This is a genomic window from Bradyrhizobium sp. CSS354 (assembly GCF_029051725.1).
Taxonomy (GTDB): domain Bacteria; phylum Pseudomonadota; class Alphaproteobacteria; order Rhizobiales; family Xanthobacteraceae; genus Bradyrhizobium.
The window spans coordinates 471,049-492,180 of record NZ_JAACFU010000003.1; the positions used below are offsets into that span (position 1 = coordinate 471,049).

The 21,132-nt window shown below is 65.9% G+C and carries 20 protein-coding genes; 14 read left to right on the plus strand and 6 right to left on the minus strand.

Translation table 11 applies throughout. From position 1 onward, the window contains the following. Positions 1-175: 175 nt before the first annotated feature. Complete coding sequence (gene dnaK / locus GWG67_RS09220; protein WP_007604023.1) at positions 176-2,077, minus strand: molecular chaperone DnaK; 1,902 nt, start codon at positions 2,075-2,077, stop codon at positions 176-178. 395 nt (positions 2,078-2,472) lie between these two features. On the opposite strand from dnaK, the gene GWG67_RS09225 reads away from it, so the two are divergent. Beyond that, positions 2,473-3,414 carry a hypothetical protein gene (locus tag GWG67_RS09225; protein WP_275168932.1) on the plus strand — a complete coding sequence of 314 codons (942 nt, stop codon included), beginning with the start codon at positions 2,473-2,475 and terminating at the stop codon, positions 3,412-3,414. A 178-nt stretch (positions 3,415-3,592) separates the two neighbouring features. Continuing rightward, positions 3,593-4,315: a bifunctional nicotinamidase/pyrazinamidase gene (gene pncA, locus GWG67_RS09230; protein WP_275169148.1), complete on the plus strand. Its 723-nt coding sequence runs from the start codon at positions 3,593-3,595 to the stop codon at positions 4,313-4,315. A gap of 76 nt (positions 4,316-4,391) precedes the next feature. On the opposite strand, the gene grpE is transcribed toward pncA, so the two are convergent. Together grpE and hrcA are read right to left on the minus strand one after the other, a co-directional pair. Next, positions 4,392-5,006: a nucleotide exchange factor GrpE gene (gene grpE, locus GWG67_RS09235; RefSeq protein ID WP_275168934.1), complete on the minus strand. Its 615-nt coding sequence runs from the start codon at positions 5,004-5,006 to the stop codon at positions 4,392-4,394. A 96-nt stretch (positions 5,007-5,102) separates the two neighbouring features. Beyond that, positions 5,103-6,191, minus strand: coding sequence for a heat-inducible transcriptional repressor HrcA (gene hrcA / locus GWG67_RS09240; protein ID WP_007598483.1), 1,089 nt, complete (start codon positions 6,189-6,191; stop codon positions 5,103-5,105). A 181-nt stretch (positions 6,192-6,372) separates the two neighbouring features. Here hrcA and rph point away from each other — a divergent pair, with 181 nt between their 5' ends. The 3 genes from rph to hemW are packed head-to-tail and all read left to right on the plus strand — an operon-like array spanning position 6,373 to position 8,874. Further along, on the plus strand, positions 6,373-7,086 hold the full coding sequence (gene rph / locus GWG67_RS09245) for a ribonuclease PH (RefSeq protein WP_027514789.1): 714 nt from the start codon (positions 6,373-6,375) through the stop codon (positions 7,084-7,086). A gap of 11 nt (positions 7,087-7,097) precedes the next feature. Further along, a complete protein-coding gene (rdgB, locus tag GWG67_RS09250) occupies positions 7,098-7,733 on the plus strand; it encodes an RdgB/HAM1 family non-canonical purine NTP pyrophosphatase (RefSeq protein WP_275168935.1) in 636 nt (211 codons plus the stop codon). Beyond that, positions 7,720-8,874: a radical SAM family heme chaperone HemW gene (hemW, locus tag GWG67_RS09255; protein ID WP_275168938.1), complete on the plus strand. Its 1,155-nt coding sequence runs from the start codon at positions 7,720-7,722 to the stop codon at positions 8,872-8,874. The genes rdgB and hemW overlap by 14 nt, the downstream gene beginning before the upstream one ends. A gap of 25 nt (positions 8,875-8,899) precedes the next feature. On the opposite strand, the gene GWG67_RS09260 is transcribed toward hemW, so the two are convergent. Next, positions 8,900-10,153 (minus strand): penicillin-binding protein activator, encoded by a 1,254-nt coding sequence (locus tag GWG67_RS09260; protein WP_275168940.1) that lies wholly within the window; start codon positions 10,151-10,153, stop codon positions 8,900-8,902. Between the two features lie 338 nt (positions 10,154-10,491). Between GWG67_RS09260 and rsmI the strand changes: the two genes are divergently transcribed. The 7 genes from rsmI (at position 10,492) to GWG67_RS09295 (ending at position 17,559) form a co-directional block, all read left to right on the plus strand. Continuing rightward, complete coding sequence (gene rsmI / locus GWG67_RS09265; protein WP_275168942.1) at positions 10,492-11,442, plus strand: 16S rRNA (cytidine(1402)-2'-O)-methyltransferase; 951 nt, start codon at positions 10,492-10,494, stop codon at positions 11,440-11,442. After that, positions 11,429-11,830 (plus strand): YraN family protein, encoded by a 402-nt coding sequence (locus GWG67_RS09270; protein ID WP_275168944.1) that lies wholly within the window; start codon positions 11,429-11,431, stop codon positions 11,828-11,830. Before rsmI ends, GWG67_RS09270 begins: the two co-directional genes overlap by 14 nt. Positions 11,831-11,840: 10 nt before the next feature. Next, positions 11,841-12,785: a glutathione synthase gene (gene gshB / locus GWG67_RS09275; RefSeq protein ID WP_275168946.1), complete on the plus strand. Its 945-nt coding sequence runs from the start codon at positions 11,841-11,843 to the stop codon at positions 12,783-12,785. Positions 12,786-13,149: 364 nt separating this feature from the next. Further along, positions 13,150-13,953, plus strand: coding sequence for a Flp pilus assembly protein CpaB (gene cpaB / locus GWG67_RS09280; RefSeq protein ID WP_275168948.1), 804 nt, complete (start codon positions 13,150-13,152; stop codon positions 13,951-13,953). A gap of 10 nt (positions 13,954-13,963) precedes the next feature. After that, complete coding sequence (locus GWG67_RS09285; protein WP_275169149.1) at positions 13,964-15,481, plus strand: type II and III secretion system protein family protein; 1,518 nt, start codon at positions 13,964-13,966, stop codon at positions 15,479-15,481. A gap of 57 nt (positions 15,482-15,538) precedes the next feature. Next, positions 15,539-16,273, plus strand: a complete 735-nt coding sequence (locus tag GWG67_RS09290) for a CpaD family pilus assembly protein (protein WP_275168950.1) — start codon at positions 15,539-15,541, stop codon at positions 16,271-16,273. Further along, positions 16,270-17,559 carry an AAA family ATPase gene (locus tag GWG67_RS09295; RefSeq protein WP_275168952.1) on the plus strand — a complete coding sequence of 430 codons (1,290 nt, stop codon included), beginning with the start codon at positions 16,270-16,272 and terminating at the stop codon, positions 17,557-17,559. Before GWG67_RS09290 ends, GWG67_RS09295 begins: the two co-directional genes overlap by 4 nt. Before the next feature lie 30 nt (positions 17,560-17,589). Here GWG67_RS09295 and GWG67_RS09300 read toward each other — a convergent pair whose 3' ends face one another. Further along, on the minus strand, positions 17,590-18,375 hold the full coding sequence (locus tag GWG67_RS09300) for a tetratricopeptide repeat protein (RefSeq protein WP_275168954.1): 786 nt from the start codon (positions 18,373-18,375) through the stop codon (positions 17,590-17,592). A gap of 80 nt (positions 18,376-18,455) precedes the next feature. Then, the gene (locus tag GWG67_RS09305) at positions 18,456-18,701 is read right to left on the minus strand and encodes a PilZ domain-containing protein (protein WP_007598461.1); all 246 of its coding nucleotides are present in this window, start codon (positions 18,699-18,701) and stop codon (positions 18,456-18,458) included. A gap of 228 nt (positions 18,702-18,929) precedes the next feature. On the opposite strand from GWG67_RS09305, the gene GWG67_RS09310 reads away from it, so the two are divergent. Then, a complete protein-coding gene (locus GWG67_RS09310; protein WP_275168956.1) occupies positions 18,930-20,468 on the plus strand; it encodes a YifB family Mg chelatase-like AAA ATPase in 1,539 nt (512 codons plus the stop codon). A gap of 109 nt (positions 20,469-20,577) precedes the next feature. Then, positions 20,578-21,045 carry a hypothetical protein gene (locus GWG67_RS09315; RefSeq protein WP_275168957.1) on the plus strand — a complete coding sequence of 156 codons (468 nt, stop codon included), beginning with the start codon at positions 20,578-20,580 and terminating at the stop codon, positions 21,043-21,045. Positions 21,046-21,132 lie beyond the last annotated feature (87 nt).

A 21,132-nucleotide genomic window follows, 5' to 3' on the forward strand; every position in this document is an offset into this window, starting at 1 on the left:
GCGGCAGAGGATTGCACGGCAGTGTTCAGAATAACGGCTGGGAATTGATCGATCGTAACGGGGCCGACTTTAGAGCCTTGGCCCGTCGAGCCCGACACGATGGCCTCCCCCGCGAGGGAGGAGGCCGTTGGCGCGTGTGGGGTCCAAGCCGTCCGCATCATCACCCTCGCAGGGTTCAGGCGGACTTCTTGTTGTTCTTGTCGTCGTCGACTTCGGTGAATTCCGCGTCGACGACGTCGTCCTTGGCCGCATCCTTCTTGGCGTCGGCCTCGGCCTGCTGCTTGTACATGGCCTCGCCGAGCTTCATCGAAGCCTGGGCCAGCGTTTGGGTCTTGGCCTTGATCGCTTCGGCATCGTCGCCCTTCAGCGCTTCCTTGAGGTCGCTGACGGCATCCTCGATGGCGCGGCGCTCGGTCTCGGCGACCTTCGAACCGTGCTCGGCCAGTGCCTTCTCGGTCGAATGCACCAGTCCGTCCGCGTCGTTCTTGGCAGTCACGGCCTCGCGGCGCTTCTTGTCCGCCTCGGCATTGGCCTCGGCGTCCTTGACCATCTTCTCGATGTCGGCTTCCGACAGACCGCCGGAGGCCTGGATGCGGATCTGCTGCTCCTTGGACGTGGCCTTGTCCTTGGCCGAGACGTTGACGATGCCGTTGGCGTCGATGTCGAAGGTCACCTCGATCTGCGGCATGCCGCGCGGGGCCGGCGGAATGCCCATCAGGTCGAACTGGCCGAGCATCTTGTTGTCGGCCGCCATTTCACGCTCGCCCTGGAAGACGCGGATGGTGACCGCGTTCTGGCTGTCCTCGGCGGTCGAGAACACCTGGCTCTTCTTGGTCGGGATCGTGGTGTTGCGGTCGATGATGCGGGTGAACACGCCGCCCAGCGTCTCGATGCCCAGCGACAGCGGGGTCACGTCGAGCAGCAGCACGTCCTTGACGTCGCCCTGAAGCACGCCGGCCTGGATCGCGGCACCGATCGCCACGACTTCGTCCGGGTTGACGCCCTTGTGCGGCTCCTTGCCGAACAGCTGCTTCACGACTTCCTGGACCTTCGGCATGCGCGACATGCCACCGACCAACACCACTTCGCCGATCTCGGCGGCGGTAAGGCCGGCATCCTTCAGCGCCTTGCGGCAGGGCTCGACGGTCTTCTGAACGAGGTCATCGACCAGCGCCTCAAACTTGGCGCGGGTAAGCTTCATCGTCAGATGCTTCGGGCCGGTCTGGTCCGCGGTGATGAAGGGCAGGTTGATCTCGGTCTGCGTCGTCGACGACAGCTCGATCTTGGCCTTTTCAGCGGCTTCCTTCAGGCGCTGCAACGCGAGCTTGTCGTTGCGCAGGTTAATGCCCTGCTCCTTCTGGAATTCGTCGGCGAGATAGCCGACCAGGCGCATGTCGAAGTCTTCGCCGCCGAGGAAGGTGTCGCCGTTGGTCGACTTCACCTCGAACACGCCGTCGCCGATTTCGAGAATCGAGATATCGAACGTGCCGCCGCCGAGGTCGTACACGGCGATCGTGCCGGCCTTGGTCTTGTCGAGGCCGTAGGCGAGCGCGGCCGCGGTCGGCTCGTTGATGATGCGCAGCACTTCAAGACCCGCGATCTTGCCGGCGTCCTTGGTCGCCTGGCGCTGGGCGTCGTTGAAGTAGGCGGGCACTGTGATGACGGCCTGGTCGACCTTCTGGCCGAGATGGGCTTCCGCGGTCTCCTTCATCTTCTGCAAGATGAACGCCGAGACCTGCGAGGGCGAGTAGGTCTGGCCGTCGGCCTCGACCCAGGCGTCGCCGTTGGAAGCCTTCACGATCTTGTACGGAACGAGCTTCTTGTCCTTCTCGACCATCGGGTCGTCGTAGCGGCGGCCGATCAGGCGCTTCACTGCGAAGAACGTGCGCTCGGGATTGGTGACGGCCTGGCGCTTGGCCGGCTGGCCGACGAGGCGCTCACCGTCGTCCGTCACGGCGACGATCGAAGGCGTCGTGCGCATGCCTTCGGAATTCTCGATGACTTTGGCGTTCTTGCCATCCATTACGGCGACGCACGAATTCGTGGTGCCGAGGTCGATCCCGATGACCTTTCCCATGGTCCTATATCCTTGTTTTTGCGGCAGGCTGGCTGGGCCCAGAAGGCACCCGAACCGAAACCCCCTAAGATCAAACATTCGCGATATTGCGATGGTTGGGGGTCATATAGGAGGGGGGGAGGTGCCCGCAAGGACCGAACGCAAGTTTCGGCCGTGAAAACATTGGGTTTTGGAAGAACATATCCGGGCTGCACCGCCCTTGCAGGTGAGGAATTATTAACAGGTGCCGCGATCGACCGGCATCCGCTACCGCATTCCGCCCCGCCCTGTTGCGGCAAGTCCAAACCCGCTAAAAGGCGGGCAGCCGGTTGGGCTCGTCATCGGGCTGCCTCGCGCGACAAAGCGGCCGGCCGGCCACCATCGAACGGCCTCAATGTGAACCAATCAGAGTGCCCATGAAGCTGATCCGTCCCCTCGCCGCGCTCGCCCTCCTCGTCGCCTCTGCGCTTCCGGCTCTGGCTGCCGACGCCGTTTTCCCGCCTGGCCTGCGCCTCGGCATGGTGCCATTGGTCGGTCTTAACACGGCCAAGACCTTTCCCGGCTTCGAGAGCGAGGACGGCAGCGTCAAGGTGCTGATCACAGAGCTGCCGCCGGCGGCTTATGGCGAGGTCGTGAGCGCCTTCAACTCCAATCCGGCCGGAGCCAACGGCGTCAAGCAGGACAAGATCGAGACGCCCGCGGGTCTTGCCTATTTCACCACCGAGAGCGGCAAGGCCGGCGAGACGCCGGTGCGGCGCTATTCGATGATCGTGCCGGGCGCCGGCTTCTCCGGCTATGTCGCGGTGCAGATTCCGGAGAATGCGATCAAGATCTACACCGACGAGGCGGTGCGGCAGATGTTCGCGAGCGTCGTCACCCGCAAGCAGGTCTCGGCCGAAGAGCAGATCGCGCTGATGCCGTTCAAGATCACCGATCTCGCCGACTTCAAGGACATTCGCACGCTGGCGCCGGGCTCGAGCATCATCCTGGCCGACGGCGACGAGAGTACCGGCTATGAATCGAAGCCCTTCATCATCCTCGGTGTGATTGGCGCCACCCCGCAAGCCGCCGACGACCGCGCCCGCTTTGCCCAGGAGGCGGCGCTCCAGATTCCCGGCGTGCGGGAGTCGCGGGTCACCATGTCCGAGCCGATCCGCATCAGCGGCCAGCAGGGTTTCGAGACCCGGATCGACGGCGTCAGCGGCAAGGACAAGACGCCGGTGACCGTGGTGCAGTGGATCCGCTTCAGCAGCGGCGGCGCCTCGCTGCGCATCATCGCCAGCGCCCCGCGCGAGCAGTGGCCGGCCGCCTTCACCCGCTTCCGCGCGGTCCGCGACGGCATCCAGCCGAAGGGCTGACCCGACACTAACCGTCGTCCCGGCCTAGTGCGCAATTGCGCACGGGGCCGGGACGACGACGATATCCGGTCAGCAGCCCAACGACTCACCAAAGCCGGCTGCATTTTCGGGCTTCTGTTCGTATACGAACGGAACTAGGCTCCCCTTCCGTTGAGTTCATCCTGGAGGGAGGCGAATGATGCTGGATCGGCGACAAATCTTGGCGGCGCTCGGGACGAGCGCTCTCGTGGCCCTCGCGCCAACCGCAATTCTGGCAGCTGCATCGATCAAGCCGGACGATGCATCCGCGCTGCTCGTGATCGACGTACAGAACTGCTTCCTTCCCGGCGGCAGCCTTGCCGTGAAGGAAGGCGAGCAGGTGGTGCCCGTCATCAACAAGATCTCGAAAGCATTTTCGAACGTGGTGATGACGCAGGACTGGCACACACAGGGCCATATTTCCTTTGCGTCAGTCCACGCCGGCAAGAAGCCGTTCGAGACCGTCGATCTTCCCTACGGCAAGCAGGTGCTGTGGCCAGACCATTGCGTGCAGGGCACCGACGGCGCCGCGCTGTCGAAGGACCTTGCGATCCCGCACGCCGAGCTCATCATCCGCAAGGGTTTTCACAAGGACGTCGACAGCTATTCGGCCTTCCTCGAAGCCGACGGCAAGACCTCGACGGGCCTTGCCGGCTATCTGAAGGCGCGCAAGATCAAGCGCGTCTTCGTTGCGGGGCTCGCGACGGATTTCTGCGTCGCCTGGACCGCGCTCGACGCGCGCAAGGCGGGCTTCGAGGTCTATGTGGTGGAAGACGCCTGCCGCGGCATCGACAATCAGGGCTCGCTCGCAAAAGCCTGGGCCGATATGGCCAAGGCCGGCGTGAAGCGCATTCAGTCCGCGGATATCGCGGCGAGCGCGTAACAGGCGCGACCGAACTGCCAGACCCTCATCCTGAGGAGCGCGCCCTTCGCGCGCGCCTCCTCACCATGAGGATCGATCAGTTGGCAGCGCCGTTCGGCTCGTTGCTGTTGGCGGGCGCAGCCTTGGCGCCGCCCTTGGCGACACCGACCAAGGCGGGACGCAGCACGCGCTCGCCGATGGTGTAGCCGGCCTGCATGACCTGCACGACGGTGCCTGCGGGCACCGACGCATCGGGCACCTCGAACATCGCCTGCTGGAAGTTCGGGTCGAACTTCTGGCCCAAGGGGTCGAATTTCTTCACGCCGTGTTTTTCCAGCGCGCTGAGCAGCGAGCGCTCGGTCAGCTCGACACCTTCGATCAGCGAGGCCAGGCCCGCATCGGCCGCCGCACGGGCTTCGGCCGGAACGGCATCGAGCGCGCGCTGGAGGTTGTCGGCGATGTCGAGCACGTCGCGGGCAAAGCCGGTGACCCCGTAGAGCTTGGAGTCAGCGACCTCCTTGGCGGTGCGCTTGCGCAAATTCTCCATCTCGGCCAGCGTCCGCAGCATGCGGTCGCGCGCCTCGGCGGCTTCCTTCTGCAGGAGCTCGACCGAGCCGGGCTCGGGATCGTCGGGCATGATGTAGGGTTTTGACACCACGGGCTCGCCGGCCGCAGCACTCGTGTCTTCGGGTTGCCGGTCTCGATCGGTCATCGGCTCTCTTTTCGCATTCGTCTCAGGGGGTTTCTGGCCCGGATATCGTGCTTCGGGCGCCGAAAATCAAGCGCCCGTGATCGGGAGAGACGCCGGTCAGCCCCCCAGGAGCCGGCTGACGATGCGGGCAGCGTAGTCCACGGTCGGGATCACACGGGCATAATTCAGCCGCGTCGGCCCGATCACGCCCAAAACGCCGACGATATGGCCGGCGGCATCCCGATAGGGCGAGATGATGGTGGACGAGCCCGACAGCGAGAACAGCTTGTTCTCACTACCGATGAAGATCCGCACGCCTTCCGCGGTCTCGGCCCGGCCGAGCAGGTCGATCACGCCGCGCTTGGTCTCGAGATCGTCGAACAGCAGGCGAACGCGCTCGAGATCCTCCAGCGCATGCAAATCCTCGAGGAGATTGGCGTGGCCGCGGACGATCAGCTGGCGGTCCTCGTTTTCGCCGCCCGACCAGCTGGCGATGCCGGCCGAGATCACCTTGTGCGTCAGCTGATCGAGCTCGGTCCGCGCCTCTCCGAGCGCGGTCTCGAGCTCCAGCCGGGCCTCGGCCAGGGTCCGGCCACGGATACGTGCATTGAGGAAGTTGCCGGCTTCAGTCAGCGCCGAGGATGGAACCCCCGGCGGGAGCGTCAGCACGCGGTTTTCGACCTGCCCGTCCTCGCCGACCAGGATCACCAATGCCTTTTCCGGTTCCAAGCGGACGAATTCGATATGTTTCAGCCGCGCATTGGATTTCGGCGTCAGCACGACGGCGGCTGCGCGGGTCAGGCCGGAGAGCCGCGTCAATGCCTCCTCGAGCGCAGCCTCGACCGATTGCGCGTGGCCGACGGAGGTCAACTGGCTCTGGATCGCCTGCCGTTCACTATCATTGAGGTCGCCGACCTGCATCAGGGCATCGACGAAGAAGCGCAGGCCGAGTTCCGTCGGCAACCGGCCGGCGGAGGTGTGCGGGGCGTAGATCAGGCCGAGCTGTTCCAGGTCGGCCATGACGTTACGAACCGAGGCGGGCGACAGCGGCATGGCGATCAGGCGCGAAATATTGCGCGAGCCCACCGGCTCTCCGGTCGCGAGATAGCTTTCGACGATTTGACGAAAGATGTCGCGGGAACGCTCGTTGAGCTGGGCGAGGCCCGCGCGCGGCGCGATCAGATGGATCGGATCGTGATGGGCCACAGACGGTAACTCCTCTCAGATACAGGTAATTTGTCTATCCCTGGGGCTTCTGACAAGCGTGGCGTTCGCGGATTGAAAATCGGGGGTGGACAAGGCCTCGATCTTCCCCCTTGCCGCCCACCCTCACCCCACCTACAAGCACCGCCAACAGCCCCTTTCCGAGAGTTTTGGAGGATTTCCCATGCGGCCAAGCCGCCGTGCGCCCGACGAATTGCGCCCCGTGACGCTGGAGCGCGGCGTGGTCAAATATGCGGAAGGCTCGTGCCTGGTGAAGTTCGGCGACACCCACGTGCTGGTCACCGCCACGCTGGAAGACCGCCTGCCGCCATGGCTGAAGGGCCAGGGCCGCGGCTGGGTCACCGCCGAATACGGCATGCTGCCGCGCGCGACCTCGGAACGCACCCGCCGCGAGGCCTCCGCCGGAAAGCAGAGCGGCCGCACCGTCGAAATTCAGCGCCTGATCGGCCGCTCGCTTCGCACCATCATCAATCTCGAAGCGCTCGGTGAGCGCCAGATCACGGTCGATTGCGACGTGCTGCAGGCCGACGGCGGCACCCGCACCGCCTCGATCACCGGTGCCTGGGTCGCCCTCGCCGATTGCATCACCTGGATGAAGGCGCGCAACATGGTCAAGGCCAATGTGTTGCGCGACAACGTCGCCGCGATCTCCTGCGGCATCTACAAGGGCACGCCCGTGCTCGACCTCGACTATGCCGAGGACTCCGAAGCCGACACCGACGCCAATTTCGTCATGACGGGCGATGGCCGCATCATCGAAGTCCAGGGCACCGCGGAACGCGAGCCGTTCACGGAGGCCGAGTTCCTGGCGCTGATGGCGCTGGCGCGCAAGGGCGTCGCGCGTCTCGTGGACTTGCAGAAACTGGCGGTAGCGTAGTCAATAGGCCGATGCATCGCCGAATCACCGGAAAGCTCGTCATCGCGACCCATAATCCCGGCAAGCTCGCCGAGATGAAGGAGCTGCTCGCGCCTTACGGCATCGACGCGGTCTCGGCCGGCGAGCTAGGTCTTCCCGAGCCGGAAGAAACCGGAAACGATTTCCGCAGCAATGCCGCGATCAAGGCGATCGCGGCAGCGCAGGCGACGAAGCTGCCGTCTTTCGCCGATGATTCCGGCATCGTGGTCGACGCGCTCGACGGCGCGCCCGGCATCTACTCGGCGCGCTGGGCCGGTCCAAACAAGGATTTTGCCGCGGCGATGGCGCGGATCGAGCGTCTGTTGCAGGAGCGCGGCGCGACCACGCCCGCCAAGCGCAAGGCGCATTTCGTTTCCGCGCTCTGCGTTGCATGGCCCGACGATCATCTCGAAGAGGTCGAGGCGCGCGTCGACGGCACGCTGGTGTGGCCGCCGCGCGGCACCGCCGGCTTCGGCTACGACCCGATGTTTTTGCCCGACGGCCATAGCCGCACCTTCGGCGAGATGGAGAGCATCGAGAAGCACGGCCTGCCGCCGCTCGGTCTCGGCCTGTCGCACCGTGCCCGCGCCTTCGTGAAACTGGCGGAGATCTGCCTTGAGCCGCGCTAAGGAAGCCTTCGGCGTCTACGTGCACTGGCCGTTCTGCCTGTCGAAGTGCCCCTATTGCGACTTCAACAGCCACGTTCGCCACGCCGCGATCGACGAGGCGCGTTTTGCGTCAGCATTCGCACGTGAGATCGAAACGACCGCGCAACGTTCGCCCGGCCGCGAAGTCACCTCGATCTTTCTCGGCGGCGGCACGCCCTCGCTCATGCAGCCTGCAACCGTCGGCGCTGTGCTCGACGCCATCGGCAAGCACTGGACCGTGGCGAAAGACGTCGAAGTCACGCTGGAGGCAAACCCGACCAGCGTCGAGGCTACGCGCTTCGCCGGCTATCGCGCCGCCGGCGTCAATCGCGTCTCGCTCGGCGTGCAGGCGCTCGACGATGCCTCGCTGAAGGCGCTCGGCCGCATGCACAGCGCACGCGAGGCCCTCGACGCGGTTGCCATCGCGCGCCGCTCGTTCGATCGTTATTCGTTCGACCTGATCTACGCCCGTCCCGACCAGACGCCGGCGATGTGGGCCGATGAATTGCGTCTCGCGATCGACGAGGCGGCCGAGCATCTGTCGCTCTATCAATTGACGATCGAAGAAGGCACGCCGTTCTTCGGCCTGCATCAAGCCGGCAAGCTGAAGACGCCGGATGAAGCGGTCGCACGCGCGCTCTACGACGTCACGCAGGAGACCTGCGACAAGCTCGGCCTGCCCGCGTACGAGATTTCAAATCACGCGCGGCGCGGCGCCGAGTGCCGGCACAATCTGGTCTACTGGCGCGGCGAGGAATATGCTGGCATCGGCCCCGGCGCCCATGGCCGGCTCGATATCGATGGTATCAGGCACGCAACCGCCACCGAGAAGCGTCCCGAAGCCTGGCTGATGCGGGTCGAGACCAACGGCCATGGCAACGTCACCGACGACCTCCTCAACAGCGAAGAGCGCGCCGACGAATTTTTGCTGATGGGACTTCGCCTCGCCGAGGGCATCGACCCCGAGCGCTACCGCGCACTGTCAGGCCGCTCGCTCGATCCCAAGCGCATCACGCTGCTGCGCGAAGAAGGCGCGATCACGGTGGATGCAACGGGTCGGCTGCGCGTGACCAGCAGCGGTTTTCCGGTGCTGGACGCAGTGGTCGCGGATCTCGCGGCGTAAGGTCTCTCCGTCGTCCAGGACACAGCTACGCTCCAAAACTCTTCGGCGAGCCCGCCACCGCAACGCCGCCGCCCGTCGTGACCTTCATCACCGCCAAGCCCCGCTCGTTCGTCCCATCGGCGCGGAAGCGGAACAGGCCGTCAATGCCGGCGAAGCCGGAGGGATTGGTGAGCACGTCCGACGAAAAGCGCGTCGTGCCCTGCGTACGCGCCAGCGCGGCGACCAGGGCGACGGCGTCATAGGCGAGCGTTGCGGTGCGCACGGGCTCGGCGCCGTATTTGGTGCGATAGCGGCCGGAGAAGGCGCGGAAGCCGGCCGGGTCGGGCGCGGCGTAGAGGCCGCCTTGCAAGCTTGAGCTGGCATAGACGCGCGGACTGTCCCACAGGCCAGTACCGAGCAGCTGGATATTGCGGAGGTTCGCACCCGCCGCGCTCATCGCATCGGCGACCGAGACAACGGCGTCGCCATCATCGGCGATGAACAGCGCATCGGCGCTGCCGAGCTGCTGCGCCACGGTCCGGGCCGGCGTGGTGCGATCGGCGCCGTATTTCTCGAACGCGACGATGCGCCCGCCGCGGCGCGGCACCGCCGCCTTCACCGCGGCCTCGACCACATTGCCATAGGCATTGTCAGGCACCAGCACGGCGACGGAGCGCTTTCCGATGCTGGCGGAATATTCGACGATGCGGTTGACGTCGGACTCCGGCAGGAAGCTCAGCAGATAGACACCGCGGCCGGCGATGCTGGAATCGGTCGAGAACGCCATCACCGAGATGCCGCGCGTGCGCGCGATCTGCGCCACCGCAGGCACGGATTGCGCGAACAGCGGCCCCAGGATGATCTCGGCGCCCTCGTCCACGGCCTGCTGCGCACTCGCCTGCGCGCCCTGCGGGCTGCCATTGTCGTCCTTGATCAGGAGCTGGATGTTGGGATTCTGGAACTCGGCCAGCGCCATCTCGGCGGCGTTGCGCATCGACTGCGCGGCGAGGCCGGCATTGCCGGATGCCGAGAGCGGCAGGATCACGGCAACCTTCACCCCGCCGGTGCCGGCGGTCGTTGCCTGCTGCGGCGGGCCGGCCGGCTGGGCCGGAGGCGGGGAGGAACTGCTGAACGGATTGGAGAACTGGCTCAGGCTCTGCTGCACGCCGGCGCAGGCCGACAGCAGCGGCGTACTGAGCAACAGGCCGAGCGCGCTTCGCCGGGTTGCCCCCGATATCAGGGGCCCCTGAACGGGAGACTCCTCCGAAAAGGAAGATCTGGGATCACGTGGGCCCGTCATGACAGTTTCTCTTCTGACCGACCGTCGCCAGTCGCTCACGATATTCTTTCCACGACACCAGCCATGGATTCAGGCATATTGTCGGCAAATAGTTAACTCAAACAAAAGGATAATGCCCGCTTAACGCGGCTTCCTCTCAAGTTCTGGCTAGCTGTCCGCCGTCCGTCACTCAGCATCAAGGCGGCGTTTCCGCCGCGAATATGGCGCTGACGCTTCATTCCCTTGGGAATGTGTGCCGAATGGATCACATTCCAGTCCTTCCTCGCCCCTTGCCCAGCACGATCTTTTTCCGGGGACCGGTTCCCAGCCTCGGGGATCATGCCTAAGTTCGTCTGATTATGCGCGCAAAGCCGTCCCCGATAAATACACCTGAGACGATGGAGCCCGCCTCGCGCGGTTTCTCCATCGACGCCCATCGGCTTGCTGCGCCGAAGGCCGCGCCGGGCCTGCACCTGGTCGCGACCCCCATCGGCAATCTCGGTGACATCACGCTGCGGGCGCTGCAGACCCTCGCCGGGGTCGATATCATCGCCTGCGAGGACACCCGGATCACGCGGCGCCTGACCGAGCGCTACGACATCTCCGCGCAGCTCAAGCAATATCACGAGCACAACGCGGAAGCGGCCCGCCCAAAGATCCTGGAGCGGCTTTCGCAGGGCGGCTCGATCGCGCTGGTGTCGGACGCCGGCACGCCGCTGATCTCGGACCCCGGCTACAAGCTGGTGCGCGAGGTCTGCGCCGCCGGCCACGCCGTCTACGCGCTGCCCGGCCCGTCCTCGGTGCTGGCGGCGCTGTCGGTCGCAGCGCTGCCGACCGACCGCTTTTTCTTCGAGGGCTTTCTGCCGGCGAAATCGGCCGCGCGGCGGTCGCGCCTGACCGAGCTGGCGCGCATCGATGCGACACTGGTGATGTTCGATTCTGGCAACCGCGTACAGGACACGCTCGCCGAGCTGGCCGAGATCATGGGGACCCGCGAAGCCGCGATCTGCCGCGAGCTGACGAAACTGCACGAGCAGATTTCGCGCGCGACGCTGCGTGAGCTCGCGCGCGATGCCGACACGCTGGAGACGCGCGGCGAATTCGTGCTGGTGATCGCTCCGCCTGCGGCGGATGCCGAGATGCTGACATCGGATGCGCTCGACGACGTTCTGCGCGAGCAGCTCGCCGCCAACAGCGTCAAGGATGCGGTGGCGCATGCGGCCGCGCTCTCGGGCCGGCCGCGCCGCGAGGTCTATGCCCGCGCGCTCGAGCTTGCCAAAGATCTGCGGGGCGGCGATGGCGAAGACTAACGTCCCGGCGGAACCGAAAATCGCCTCGCCCGAGCGCGTCGCCGCGTTTCGCACCGGCGTCTCTGCGGAAAGCCGCGCCGCGGCCTATCTCATGGCCAAGGGCTACCGTATCCTCGCCAAGCGCTTCCGCACGCCGCATGGCGAGATCGACATCGTGGCGCGCCGCCGCAATTTGATCGCCTTCGTCGAGGTCAAGGCGCGCGCGACGCTGTACGACGCCGCCTTCGCGGTGACACCGCGCCAGCAGCAGCGCATCATCGATGCCGCCCAAGGCTGGCTCGTCGCGCATCCCGAGCATGCGGAATTTGAAATGCGATTCGATGCCATGCTGATTGCGCCGCGGTCACTTCCACGCCATGTGTTGGCGGCATTCGACGCCTCGACCTGAAAGGCAGACCATGAAACTGAACGTCGCCGTCCAGATGGACCCCATCGCCCGCATCAACATCAAGGGCGATTCCACCTTTGCGCTGCTCCTGGAGGCGCAGAAGCGCGGCCACGGCCTGTCCTATTACACGCCCGACAAGCTCTCGATGGTCGGCGAGGAGATCGTCGCTCCCGTTCAGCTGCTCACCGTGCGCGACGAGCCGGGCAACCATTTCACCCTGGGCGAACCCAGGCGCGAGGCGCTCAACGGCTTCGACGTGGTGCTGCTGCGCCAGGATCCGCCGTTCGACCTCGCCTATATCACCTCGACGCACCTCCTCGAACGCATCCATCCGAAGACACTCGTCGTCAACGATCCCGCCTCGGTGCGCAACGCGCCGGAAAAGCTGTTCGTGATGAACTTTCCGCAGCTGATGCCGCCGACGCTGATCTCGCGCGACCTCGACGAGATCAACGCGTTCCGCGACAAGTATGGCGCCGTCGTCATGAAGCCGCTGCACGGCCATGGCGGCGCGGCGGTGTTCCGCGTGATGCCGCAGGACATGAATTTCGGCTCGCTGTTCGACATGTTCTCGGTGACGTTCAAGGAAGCCTGGGTGATCCAGCAGTTCATTCCCGAGGTGAAGCACGGCGACAAGCGCATCATCCTGATCAACGGCGAGTTCGCCGGCGCGGTGAATCGCGTCCCGGCCGCCGACGACCTCCGCTCCAACATGGTGCGCGGCGGCGCCGCGCAGGAGACCGAGCTCACGCCGCGCGAGCGTGAGATCTGCGCCACCGTCGGCCCGGCGCTGCGCGAGCGCGGGCTGTTGTTCGTCGGCATCGATGTCATCAACGGCAATCTCACCGAGATCAACGTGACCTCGCCGACCGGCATCCGCGCCATCGCGCGGCTCGGCGGACCGGACGTCGCCGCAAAGCTCTGGGACGTGATCGAGCGGAAGCGGACGAAGTAGGCATTGGCCCGTAGCCCGGATGGAGCGCAGCGAAATCCGGGATGCCACACCATCTTCAGCGGCCCCGGATTGCGCTTCGCTCCATCCGGGCTACGTAATGCATGTGCGGCATCACCTCACGCATCACTAACCACCCATTCACCTTGACGCGGCGCGCATCATTCGAACGCAGTGGCAGCACTGCGTGAAACTACGGGGCCAGTGGCCGACCGGCTAACGCGACGTTCACCATCTGCCGAAAGACCACAGCGCGGCCGTCGATCACGTTCGGCCTCGCAACACCGCTTATACTTTTACTGCCTACTCATCGACACGGGGAACCCGCCAGGTGCGGTTCGAGTGCCCCGCGTAAGAGTAGAAGCGTATGAACACCGCACGCATTGTCGTTCTCGTCATCGCACTGGGCGCCGGCGGCGTCGCTGCGTATCTGGCGAGCGGCTATGACAACAGGCCCGCACCCGTTCTCCCCGTCGCCGAAAAGCTGCCGACGGTCGAGGTCCTCGTCGCCAAGAACGACATCCAGCTCGGTCAAGCCGTGAAGCCCGAGGACCTGCAATGGCAGGTCTGGCCGGCGGCGACCGCGAGCAGCGCCTTCATCCGCCGTGACAACAGGCCCGAGGCGCAGGCCCAGATCGCAGGCTCGATCGCACGCGTTCCGTTGATGCAGGGCGAGCCGATCCGCGAGCAGAAGCTGGTCAAGGCCGACGGCTCCGGCTTCATGGCCGCGATCCTGCCGTCGGGCATGCGCGCCGTCTCCACCGAGATTTCAGCCGAGACTGCCGCCGGCGGTTTCATCCTGCCGAATGACCGCGTCGACATCATGCTGACCCGCCGCCTGAAGAATCCTGACGGGGCCGGCGGTAACGACCTCATCCTGTCCGAAGCGATCCTGACCAATATCCGCGTGCTCGCGATCGACCAGGCGCCGAAGGAAAAAGACGGCCAGAACGCCGTCGTCGGCAGGACCGTCACGCTCGAGCTCAAACCCGACCAGGTCGCCACGCTATCGGCAGCACGCCAGGGCGGCACGCTGACGCTCGCGCTGCGCAGCATCGTCGATGCCAACTCGATCGACAGCGCGCCCGAGGACCAGGCGAGCAAGCGGTCCGGCGGGGTCAACGTGATCCGCTACGGCGTACAGGCGCGGCAACTGACGTCACAGAAGTGATGGGGATATGATGAACTTTGGGGATGATCGGACGAGCATGCGCATTCGGGGGAATCGCGCACGCTCGTTCTGGACGGGGACGGTGCTGATCCTGGGGCTCCTCGCAGCCCCCGATGTCGCCAGCGCCGCAGATGCACCGGTCGGCGACCAGGCACCGATGCAGGCAACGGATCTCGATCTGTCGCCGGTCGGGACCATCGTGCCGGCGAAGACGCGCTTCCTGTCGCTCGGCGTCGGCAAGTCCGCCGTCATCGACCTGCCGCGCGACGTCAAGGACGTGCTGGTCGCCGATCCCAAGATCGCCAATGCGGTGATCCGCTCGGCCCAACGCGCCTATATCATCGGCGGACAGGTCGGCCAGACCAATGTCGTGTTCTTCGCCGCCGACGGCCAGCAGGTGGCCGCCTACGACATCGCGGTGAAGCGCGATCTCAACGGCATGCGCACGGCGCTGCGTCAGGCGCTGCCGGGCGTGCAGATCGAAGGCGTCGGCGACAGCGTGATGCTGACCGGCTCGGTGTCCAGCCCGGTCGAGGCCCAGCAGGCCGGCGACGTCGCCGCGAAACTGGTCGGCGGCTCCGACAAGGTGGTCAACAACATCGTCGTGCGCGGCCGCGACCAGGTGATGCTCAAGGTCGTCGTCGGCGAAGTGCGCCGCGATATCGTCAAGCAGTTGGGCGTCGATCTCAGCGCCAGCCTGAACGCCGGCACCGCGGTGGTGAACTTCAACAATTCCAACCCGTTCTCGGTCAGCGGCGGACCGATCGTCAGCAACAACGGATTAGGTGTCGCCGGCCTCACCAAGGGCTTCGCGACCGTCAGCGCCACGATGCGCGCGATGGAAAGTGCCGGTGTCATGCGCACGCTCGCCGAGCCGAGCCTGACCGCGATCTCCGGCGAATCCGCCACCTTCATCGCCGGCGGCGAATTCCCCATTCCGTCGGGCTACGCCTGCGATCCCGTCACCCACGTTTGCACCACCCAGATCACCTACAAGAAGTTCGGCATCTCCCTGAACTTCACCCCGGTCGTGCTGAGCGAGGGCCGGATCAGCCTGCGGGTGATGACCGAGGTGTCCGAGCTGTCGAACCAGAGCGCCATCACCGTTACCCAGGCGCTGTCCTCGACCTCGACCAATTCGATCACCATCCCCTCGATCCAGACCCGCCGCGCCGAAACGACGCTGGAAATTCCCTCGGGCGGCTCGATGGCGATGGCCGGCCTGATCCAGCAGCAGACCAAACAGGCGATCAACGGCCTGCCCGGCGTCGACCAGGTGCCGATCATCGGCGCGCTGTTCCGCAGCCAGGACTTCGTCAACAACGAGACCGAGCTGATGGTGATCGTGACCCCCTATGTGGTGCGCGCGGTGGCTCAGAAGGAACTGTCCCGGCCCGACGACGGCTTCGCGCCGGCGTCTGATGCCCAGACGGCGCTGCTCGGCCGCATGAACCGCCTCTATGGCATCGCGCGCCGCGTCGATCCGATCGCGGGCACGCCGGGCGATTTCGGCTTCATCATCGACTGATGACGAACGGACGGCTTGGGGAACGGGACAAGAGACGGGGCACGAGGGGATGAAGCGATGACGAAGACCATGGCCGAGCGACGTCGCAAGTTGAGCGTCGCACTGGCCTTGACGGGGCTCTCCGTGATGCTGGGCGCCTGCAACACCACCGGCGAGATCGTCACCCAGACGGTGCCGACCGACTATCGCCAGCGTCACCCGATCGCGGTCGAGGAAGCCAAGAAGTCGATCGTGATCTTCGTCGGCAAGGCTCGCGGCGGCCTCTCGGCCGCGCAGCACGCGGACGTCGCCGGCATTGCCCGGGACTGGGTGCGCGAAGGCACCGGCTCGGTCGTCGTCGACGTCCCCGTCCACGCCGCCAATTCGCGCGCGGCGGCAGCGACCTATCACGAGATCCGTTCCGTGCTCGCATCCGGCGGCGTACCCGCGCGTGCCATCGTCCAGCATCCCTATCGGCCGGAGGATCCCGGACTACTGCCCACCATCCGCCTGAGCTATTCCCGGATCGCTGCGGTCGCCGGCCCCTGCGGTCTGTGGCCGGAAGATATCGGCCCCTCCATCCTCGACCCCGGCTACAACGAGAACCGGCCCTATTTCAATCTGGGCTGCGCCAACCAGCGCAACCTCGCGGCAATGATCGACAATCCGGCCGACCTTGAGCAGCCGCGGTCCGAGACGCCGGCCTATAACGCACGGCGTGACATGGCCTTCGAGCGCTATCGCAAGGGGACGCCGATCGCGACCATGAATCCAGACGCCGACAAGGCCAAACTCAGCGACACAGGCAGATGACACGCGTCCACGACGAAGAAGCGGACGATCCGCAGCACCCCGAGGAACACATTGCGCCGGTTCCTCGCATCTCCGTGCAGGCCTTTTGCGAGACCGAGCAGACGCTCGCCGCGGTGACCGCGGCCGGGCAGGATCGCCGTCTCGCCAAGGCGCATCTCACCGCCAAGGACGGTGGCCTCGCTGCGGCCATCGAAGTCTATGAAACGATGCCGACGCCGAACGTCATCGTGATCGAATCCGACGGCACGCGCGACATCCTCGAGGGCCTCGACGATCTCGCCGGCGTCTGCGATCCCGGCACCCGTGTGGTCGTGATCGGCAATCCCAGCGACACCGCGCCCTATCGCGAGTTGGTCCGCCGCGGCGTCAACGACTATGTGGTGGGACCGGTCGAAACGCTCGACGTCGTCCGCTCGATCTGCAGCCTGTTCTCGGCGTCCGAAACCATCATCACTGGCCGCGTCATCGCGGTGGTAGGCGCCAAGGGCGGTGTCGGCGCCTCCACCGTCGCGCACAATGTGGCCTGGACCATCGCCCGCGACCTCGCGCTCGATTCCGTCGTGATCGATCTCGACCTCGCCTTCGGCACCGCGGGTCTCGACTACAACCAGGACCCGGCGCAGGGCATCGCCAATGCGGTGCTGTCGCAGGATCGGCCGGACACGGCCCTGATGGAGCGCCTGCTCTCCAAATGCACCGAGCGTCTCAGCCTCCTTGCTGCGCCTGCCACCCTTGACCGCGTCTACGATTTCGGCGCGGAGGCCTTCGACGCGGTGTTCGACACACTGCGCATGACCACGCCCTGCATCGTGCTCGACGTTCCCCACCAATGGTCGGGCTGGACGCGGCGTGCGCTCGTCAACGCGGACGACATCGTGATCGTGGCCGAGCCCGATCTTGCGAACCTGCGCAACACCAAGAACATGCTGAACGTGTTGAAGGCGGCACGGCCGAACGACCGGCCACCGCTCTACTGCATCAACCAGGTCGGCATGCCCAAGCGGGCGGAGATCGAGGTCAAGGCCTTCGCCAAGACCATGGAGAGCCAGCCGATCGCGGTGATCCCGTTCGATTCGAAGCTGTTCTCGACCGCGGCCAACAACGGCCAGATGATCGCGGAGGTCTCCAAGAGCCACCGCACCACCGAGCTGTTCCAGAACATGGCGAACCGCCTCGCCGGGCGCGGCGAAGTGAAGAAGCCGAAGCGTTCGCTGCTCGGGCCGCTGCTGAAGAGGCTGAAGGGCAGGTCGGGGCGCGCGTCAGCCCCGCATCGCAAAGCGTCCTGACCAAGGCGTCCTGACACGCGCGCGGGCGGGTTACTTCTCGGCCCGCTGCTGCTTCTTCACCAGCAACTGCCGCAGCGCCGTGACCTTTGCCGCCGCCTGATCCGGCGGCAGGTCCGCCTTCACCATGGTTTCGGCCTCGGCCTGCTTTCCTTGCAGTCCCAGCACGAGCGCGAGATTGGCGCGCACGCGGGAATCGGTGGGATTGCGCTCGTGCGCCCGGCGCATCGTTTCCTCTGCCCGCGGCAGATTGTTCTGCAGCATGTAGGACAGCCCGAGGTTGGACAGCACCGAAGGCTCGTCCGGCACGATCTTCAGCGCGGCGCCGTAGTATTGCTGCGCCTCCTCGTTGCGACCGAGCTGATCCAGCGCAGCGCCCTGCGCCGACAGGATATGCCAGTCGGGATCCTCGGGCGAATGCGCCCGACCGAGGACGTCGAACGCCTGCTGGAAACTGCCGCTGTCGGCAAGGGCCCGGCCATAGCCGGCGAGCAGCGCCTTGTTGGTGGAATGGGCGAGCACGGCCTGCTCCAGCACCGCGAGCGCCTGCGCGCGCTGGCCGGTCTGGCGCAACGCCTTGCCGTATTCGAGCGCGACGTTGGGATCGCCAGGCTTGGCGCGATAGCGCTCGCGCAGCGCATCCATGTCCGGCTTTGCTTCCGGCTTGGCGTCGGCCCAGCCGGCCGTGTCCGACTTTCCGCCGAGCGCGCCGGTGATGTCCTCGATGCCGGTGGTCTGACAGCCGCCGAGGGCCAGGATCAGAAGCGCGGAAAACAGATATCTCGCCGGAGGAGAGGCGACGGACGAACGCTTGGACATACTCTGATCACTCGGCGACTGATCAGAGATGCTTACCGATTAACGCTAAAGTCCCGTTAAGGCGGGGCGCTTCCGATAGCTCAGTCGGTGAATTCAGCGCCGAACTCGCAGCCGATGCGCCAGCGCAGGCGGCACTGGCGGGAATAGTCGGGCGCGAAGATGATGGTGAATTGCGGCGGCACTTCCAGAAATTCCGCCACGACTTTCACGCCGCCATCCGAAATATCCGTGATCGTGCAGTCCCGCGGCAGCGAACCCGCGCCAAAATGAATCTTGGCGAGCCGCGTGCACATCCGTCGTTCGCTTCTCCGGCGATTTGCAAGCATTTGAATTGTTCACCCGTTAGACCACGGCCCATCCCGCAGCCCTAGGAGTAGCGGACATTCGTTGGAATGTGCTGAGCGGAGCAGTTTGCATTCGAGGCGTAGTGTCTTCGTCGTGTTTACGATCGGTTAGGGCCTTGCGGCCCCCCTCAACACGTTCCCGTATTGTTCTTGCCAGAAGTGGCCCGCTCTGCTACCCCTAATTGTGCAAAAGGGCAGGCTGGTTCGGGCATGGTTCAGCGGGTTTCTACCGTCGCCTTTGAGGGAATCGAGGCCCGCGCGGTCGACGTGCAGGTGCAGGTCGCGCCCGGTCTGCCGGCCTTCGCCATCGTCGGTCTCCCGGACAAGGCGGTGTCGGAGGCGCGCGAGCGGGTCCGCTCGGCCCTGATCGCCTCCGGGCTGGCGCTGCCGGCGCGGCGGATCACCGTCAATCTCGCGCCCGCGGATCTGCCCAAGGAGGGCAGCCATTACGACCTGCCGATCGCGCTCGGGCTGATGGGAGCGATCGGCGCGATCCCCCCGGATGCGCTGACCGGCTTCACCGTTCTGGGCGAGCTTGGCCTCGACGGATCGATCGCGCCGGTGGCCGGCGTTCTTCCCGCCGCGATCGGCGCCAATGTGCGCGAGGAGGGGCTGATCTGTCCGGCGGCTTGCGGCTCGGAAGCGGCGTGGGCGAGCCCGGACATCCAGATCATCGCCGCAAGTTCGCTGATCCAGATCGCCAACCACTTCAAGGGAACGCAGGTGCTGTCGCGGCCCGTGCCGAAGGTGCATGAAGCCGCTGCCTCGCCGCTCGACCTGCGCGACATCAAGGGCCAGGAGAGCGCCAAGCGGGCGCTGGAGATCGCGGCCGCCGGCGGCCATCATCTGCTCATGATCGGCGCGCCCGGCGCCGGCAAATCGATGCTGGCGGCACGCCTGCCCTCGATCCTGCCGCCGCTGTCACCGGGCGAGTTGCTCGAGGTCTCGATGATTGCCTCTGTTGCCGGCGAGATCGAGGGCGGCGCGCTGACGGCGCGGCGGCCATTTCGCTCCCCGCATCATTCCGCCAGCATGGCCGCGCTTACCGGCGGCGGCATGCGCGCACGGCCCGGCGAGATCTCGCTCGCGCATCAGGGCGTGCTGTTCCTCGACGAGCTCCCCGAATTCGATCCGCGCGTGCTGGATTCGCTGCGCCAGCCGCTGGAGAACGGCGAGGTCTCGGTGTCGCGCGCCAATCACCGCGTCACCTATCCGGCACGCTTCATGCTGGTCGCGGCGATGAATCCGTGCCGCTGCGGCAATGCGTTCGAGCCCGGCTATGCCTGCAAGCGCGGCCGCATCGACCGCTGCACCGGCGACTACCAGGCTCGCATCTCGGGGCCGCTGATGGACCGTATCGATTTGCGCATCGAGGTTCCCGCGGTGACCGCTGCCGATTTGATCCTGCCGCCGCCGGCAGAGGGCTCGGCCGAAGTCGCCGCGCGCGTGGCCGCCGCGCGCGACATCCAGCTCGCGCGCTACGCGGATGCCCGCCTGCCCAAGGTTCGCACCAATGCCGAAGCGCCGGCCTCGGTGCTGGAGGAGATCGCCAAGCCGGATGCGCAAGGCCAGAAGCTGCTGCGCGACGCCGCCGAGACCATGCGGCTGTCGGCGCGCGGCTATCACCGCGTGCTGCGGGTGGCGCGCACGCTCGCCGATCTCGACGGCGCCGACAAGATCGGTCGGCTGCATCTCGCCGAGGCGCTGTCCTACCGCGCACTCGCGGAGGATGTGCGCCAGCTGGCGTGATCATCCCGCGCATCAACCCGGCGGTAACGAGTTTCCTTTACGCTCTGCAAACCATAAGGCCCATCAGTTCCCGCCACGAGTTTCCCCAGGGCCCGGCGAGTAGCGTGTCATGTTGCGTTTCAAGATCCTGGCCTCGGTTATTCCCCTGTTGGCGGCCGCGGTGTTCGCGCGCAGTGAGATCGGATCGGTCTCGCATCCCTGCATCGCCCTCGGCGACACCTCGGTCGAGCTGACGTCGCTGTTCTGGACCGCCGGCATGCATGTCGCCTTCACCGATGATCCCGCGCGCGCCACGGTGCGGGTTCAGATCACGGAGGACGCGGACGCTGCCGACTTCGCCGTCGTTGACGACGGCCCCGGTTCGGAATCGGAATCCTGCCAGGCCAACCCCTCGACTCGCCTGATCTCGATTGCCGCGCAGCCCGTCGACGGCGGTCAGGTGGTCTATCTCTCCACCGAGGGGCCGGCGGATTACCGCATCTATGTACGCTCGAAGACGTTCTCGCAGCGCGAGGCGGCGGCGCTGATCGTCGGCGCCCGCGGCGGCCACCGCCATCTCCAGGCCGCTTCGCTTTGAGCCGCCTCACCTTGAGCCGTTAACGCCTCGTCAACCTTGTTTGGAGGCGGTCGCAGGGCATCAAACTGTTCGCAAGGTCGGCGGCAC

Excerpts from the sequence above, each read along its gene's own strand:
- dnaK (WP_007604023.1), bottom strand. The coding sequence starts at position 2,077 with ATGGGAAAGGTCATCGGGATCGACCTCGGCACCACGAATTCGTGCGTC.
- GWG67_RS09225 (WP_275168932.1), top strand. The coding sequence starts at position 2,473 with ATGAAGCTGATCCGTCCCCTCGCCGCGCTCGCCCTCCTCGTCGCCTCT.
- pncA (WP_275169148.1), top strand. The coding sequence starts at position 3,593 with ATGCTGGATCGGCGACAAATCTTGGCGGCGCTCGGGACGAGCGCTCTC.
- grpE (WP_275168934.1), bottom strand. The coding sequence starts at position 5,006 with ATGACCGATCGAGACCGGCAACCCGAAGACACGAGTGCTGCGGCCGGC.
- rph (WP_027514789.1), top strand. The coding sequence starts at position 6,373 with ATGCGGCCAAGCCGCCGTGCGCCCGACGAATTGCGCCCCGTGACGCTG.
- rdgB (WP_275168935.1), top strand. The coding sequence starts at position 7,098 with ATGCATCGCCGAATCACCGGAAAGCTCGTCATCGCGACCCATAATCCC.
- GWG67_RS09260 (WP_275168940.1), bottom strand. The coding sequence starts at position 10,153 with ATGACGGGCCCACGTGATCCCAGATCTTCCTTTTCGGAGGAGTCTCCC.
- rsmI (WP_275168942.1), top strand. The coding sequence starts at position 10,492 with ATGCGCGCAAAGCCGTCCCCGATAAATACACCTGAGACGATGGAGCCC.
- GWG67_RS09270 (WP_275168944.1), top strand. The coding sequence starts at position 11,429 with ATGGCGAAGACTAACGTCCCGGCGGAACCGAAAATCGCCTCGCCCGAG.
- gshB (WP_275168946.1), top strand. The coding sequence starts at position 11,841 with ATGAAACTGAACGTCGCCGTCCAGATGGACCCCATCGCCCGCATCAAC.
- cpaB (WP_275168948.1), top strand. The coding sequence starts at position 13,150 with ATGAACACCGCACGCATTGTCGTTCTCGTCATCGCACTGGGCGCCGGC.
- GWG67_RS09285 (WP_275169149.1), top strand. The coding sequence starts at position 13,964 with ATGAACTTTGGGGATGATCGGACGAGCATGCGCATTCGGGGGAATCGC.
- GWG67_RS09290 (WP_275168950.1), top strand. The coding sequence starts at position 15,539 with ATGACGAAGACCATGGCCGAGCGACGTCGCAAGTTGAGCGTCGCACTG.
- GWG67_RS09295 (WP_275168952.1), top strand. The coding sequence starts at position 16,270 with ATGACACGCGTCCACGACGAAGAAGCGGACGATCCGCAGCACCCCGAG.
- GWG67_RS09300 (WP_275168954.1), bottom strand. The coding sequence starts at position 18,375 with ATGTCCAAGCGTTCGTCCGTCGCCTCTCCTCCGGCGAGATATCTGTTT.
- GWG67_RS09305 (WP_007598461.1), bottom strand. The coding sequence starts at position 18,701 with ATGCTTGCAAATCGCCGGAGAAGCGAACGACGGATGTGCACGCGGCTC.
- GWG67_RS09310 (WP_275168956.1), top strand. The coding sequence starts at position 18,930 with ATGGTTCAGCGGGTTTCTACCGTCGCCTTTGAGGGAATCGAGGCCCGC.
- GWG67_RS09315 (WP_275168957.1), top strand. The coding sequence starts at position 20,578 with ATGTTGCGTTTCAAGATCCTGGCCTCGGTTATTCCCCTGTTGGCGGCC.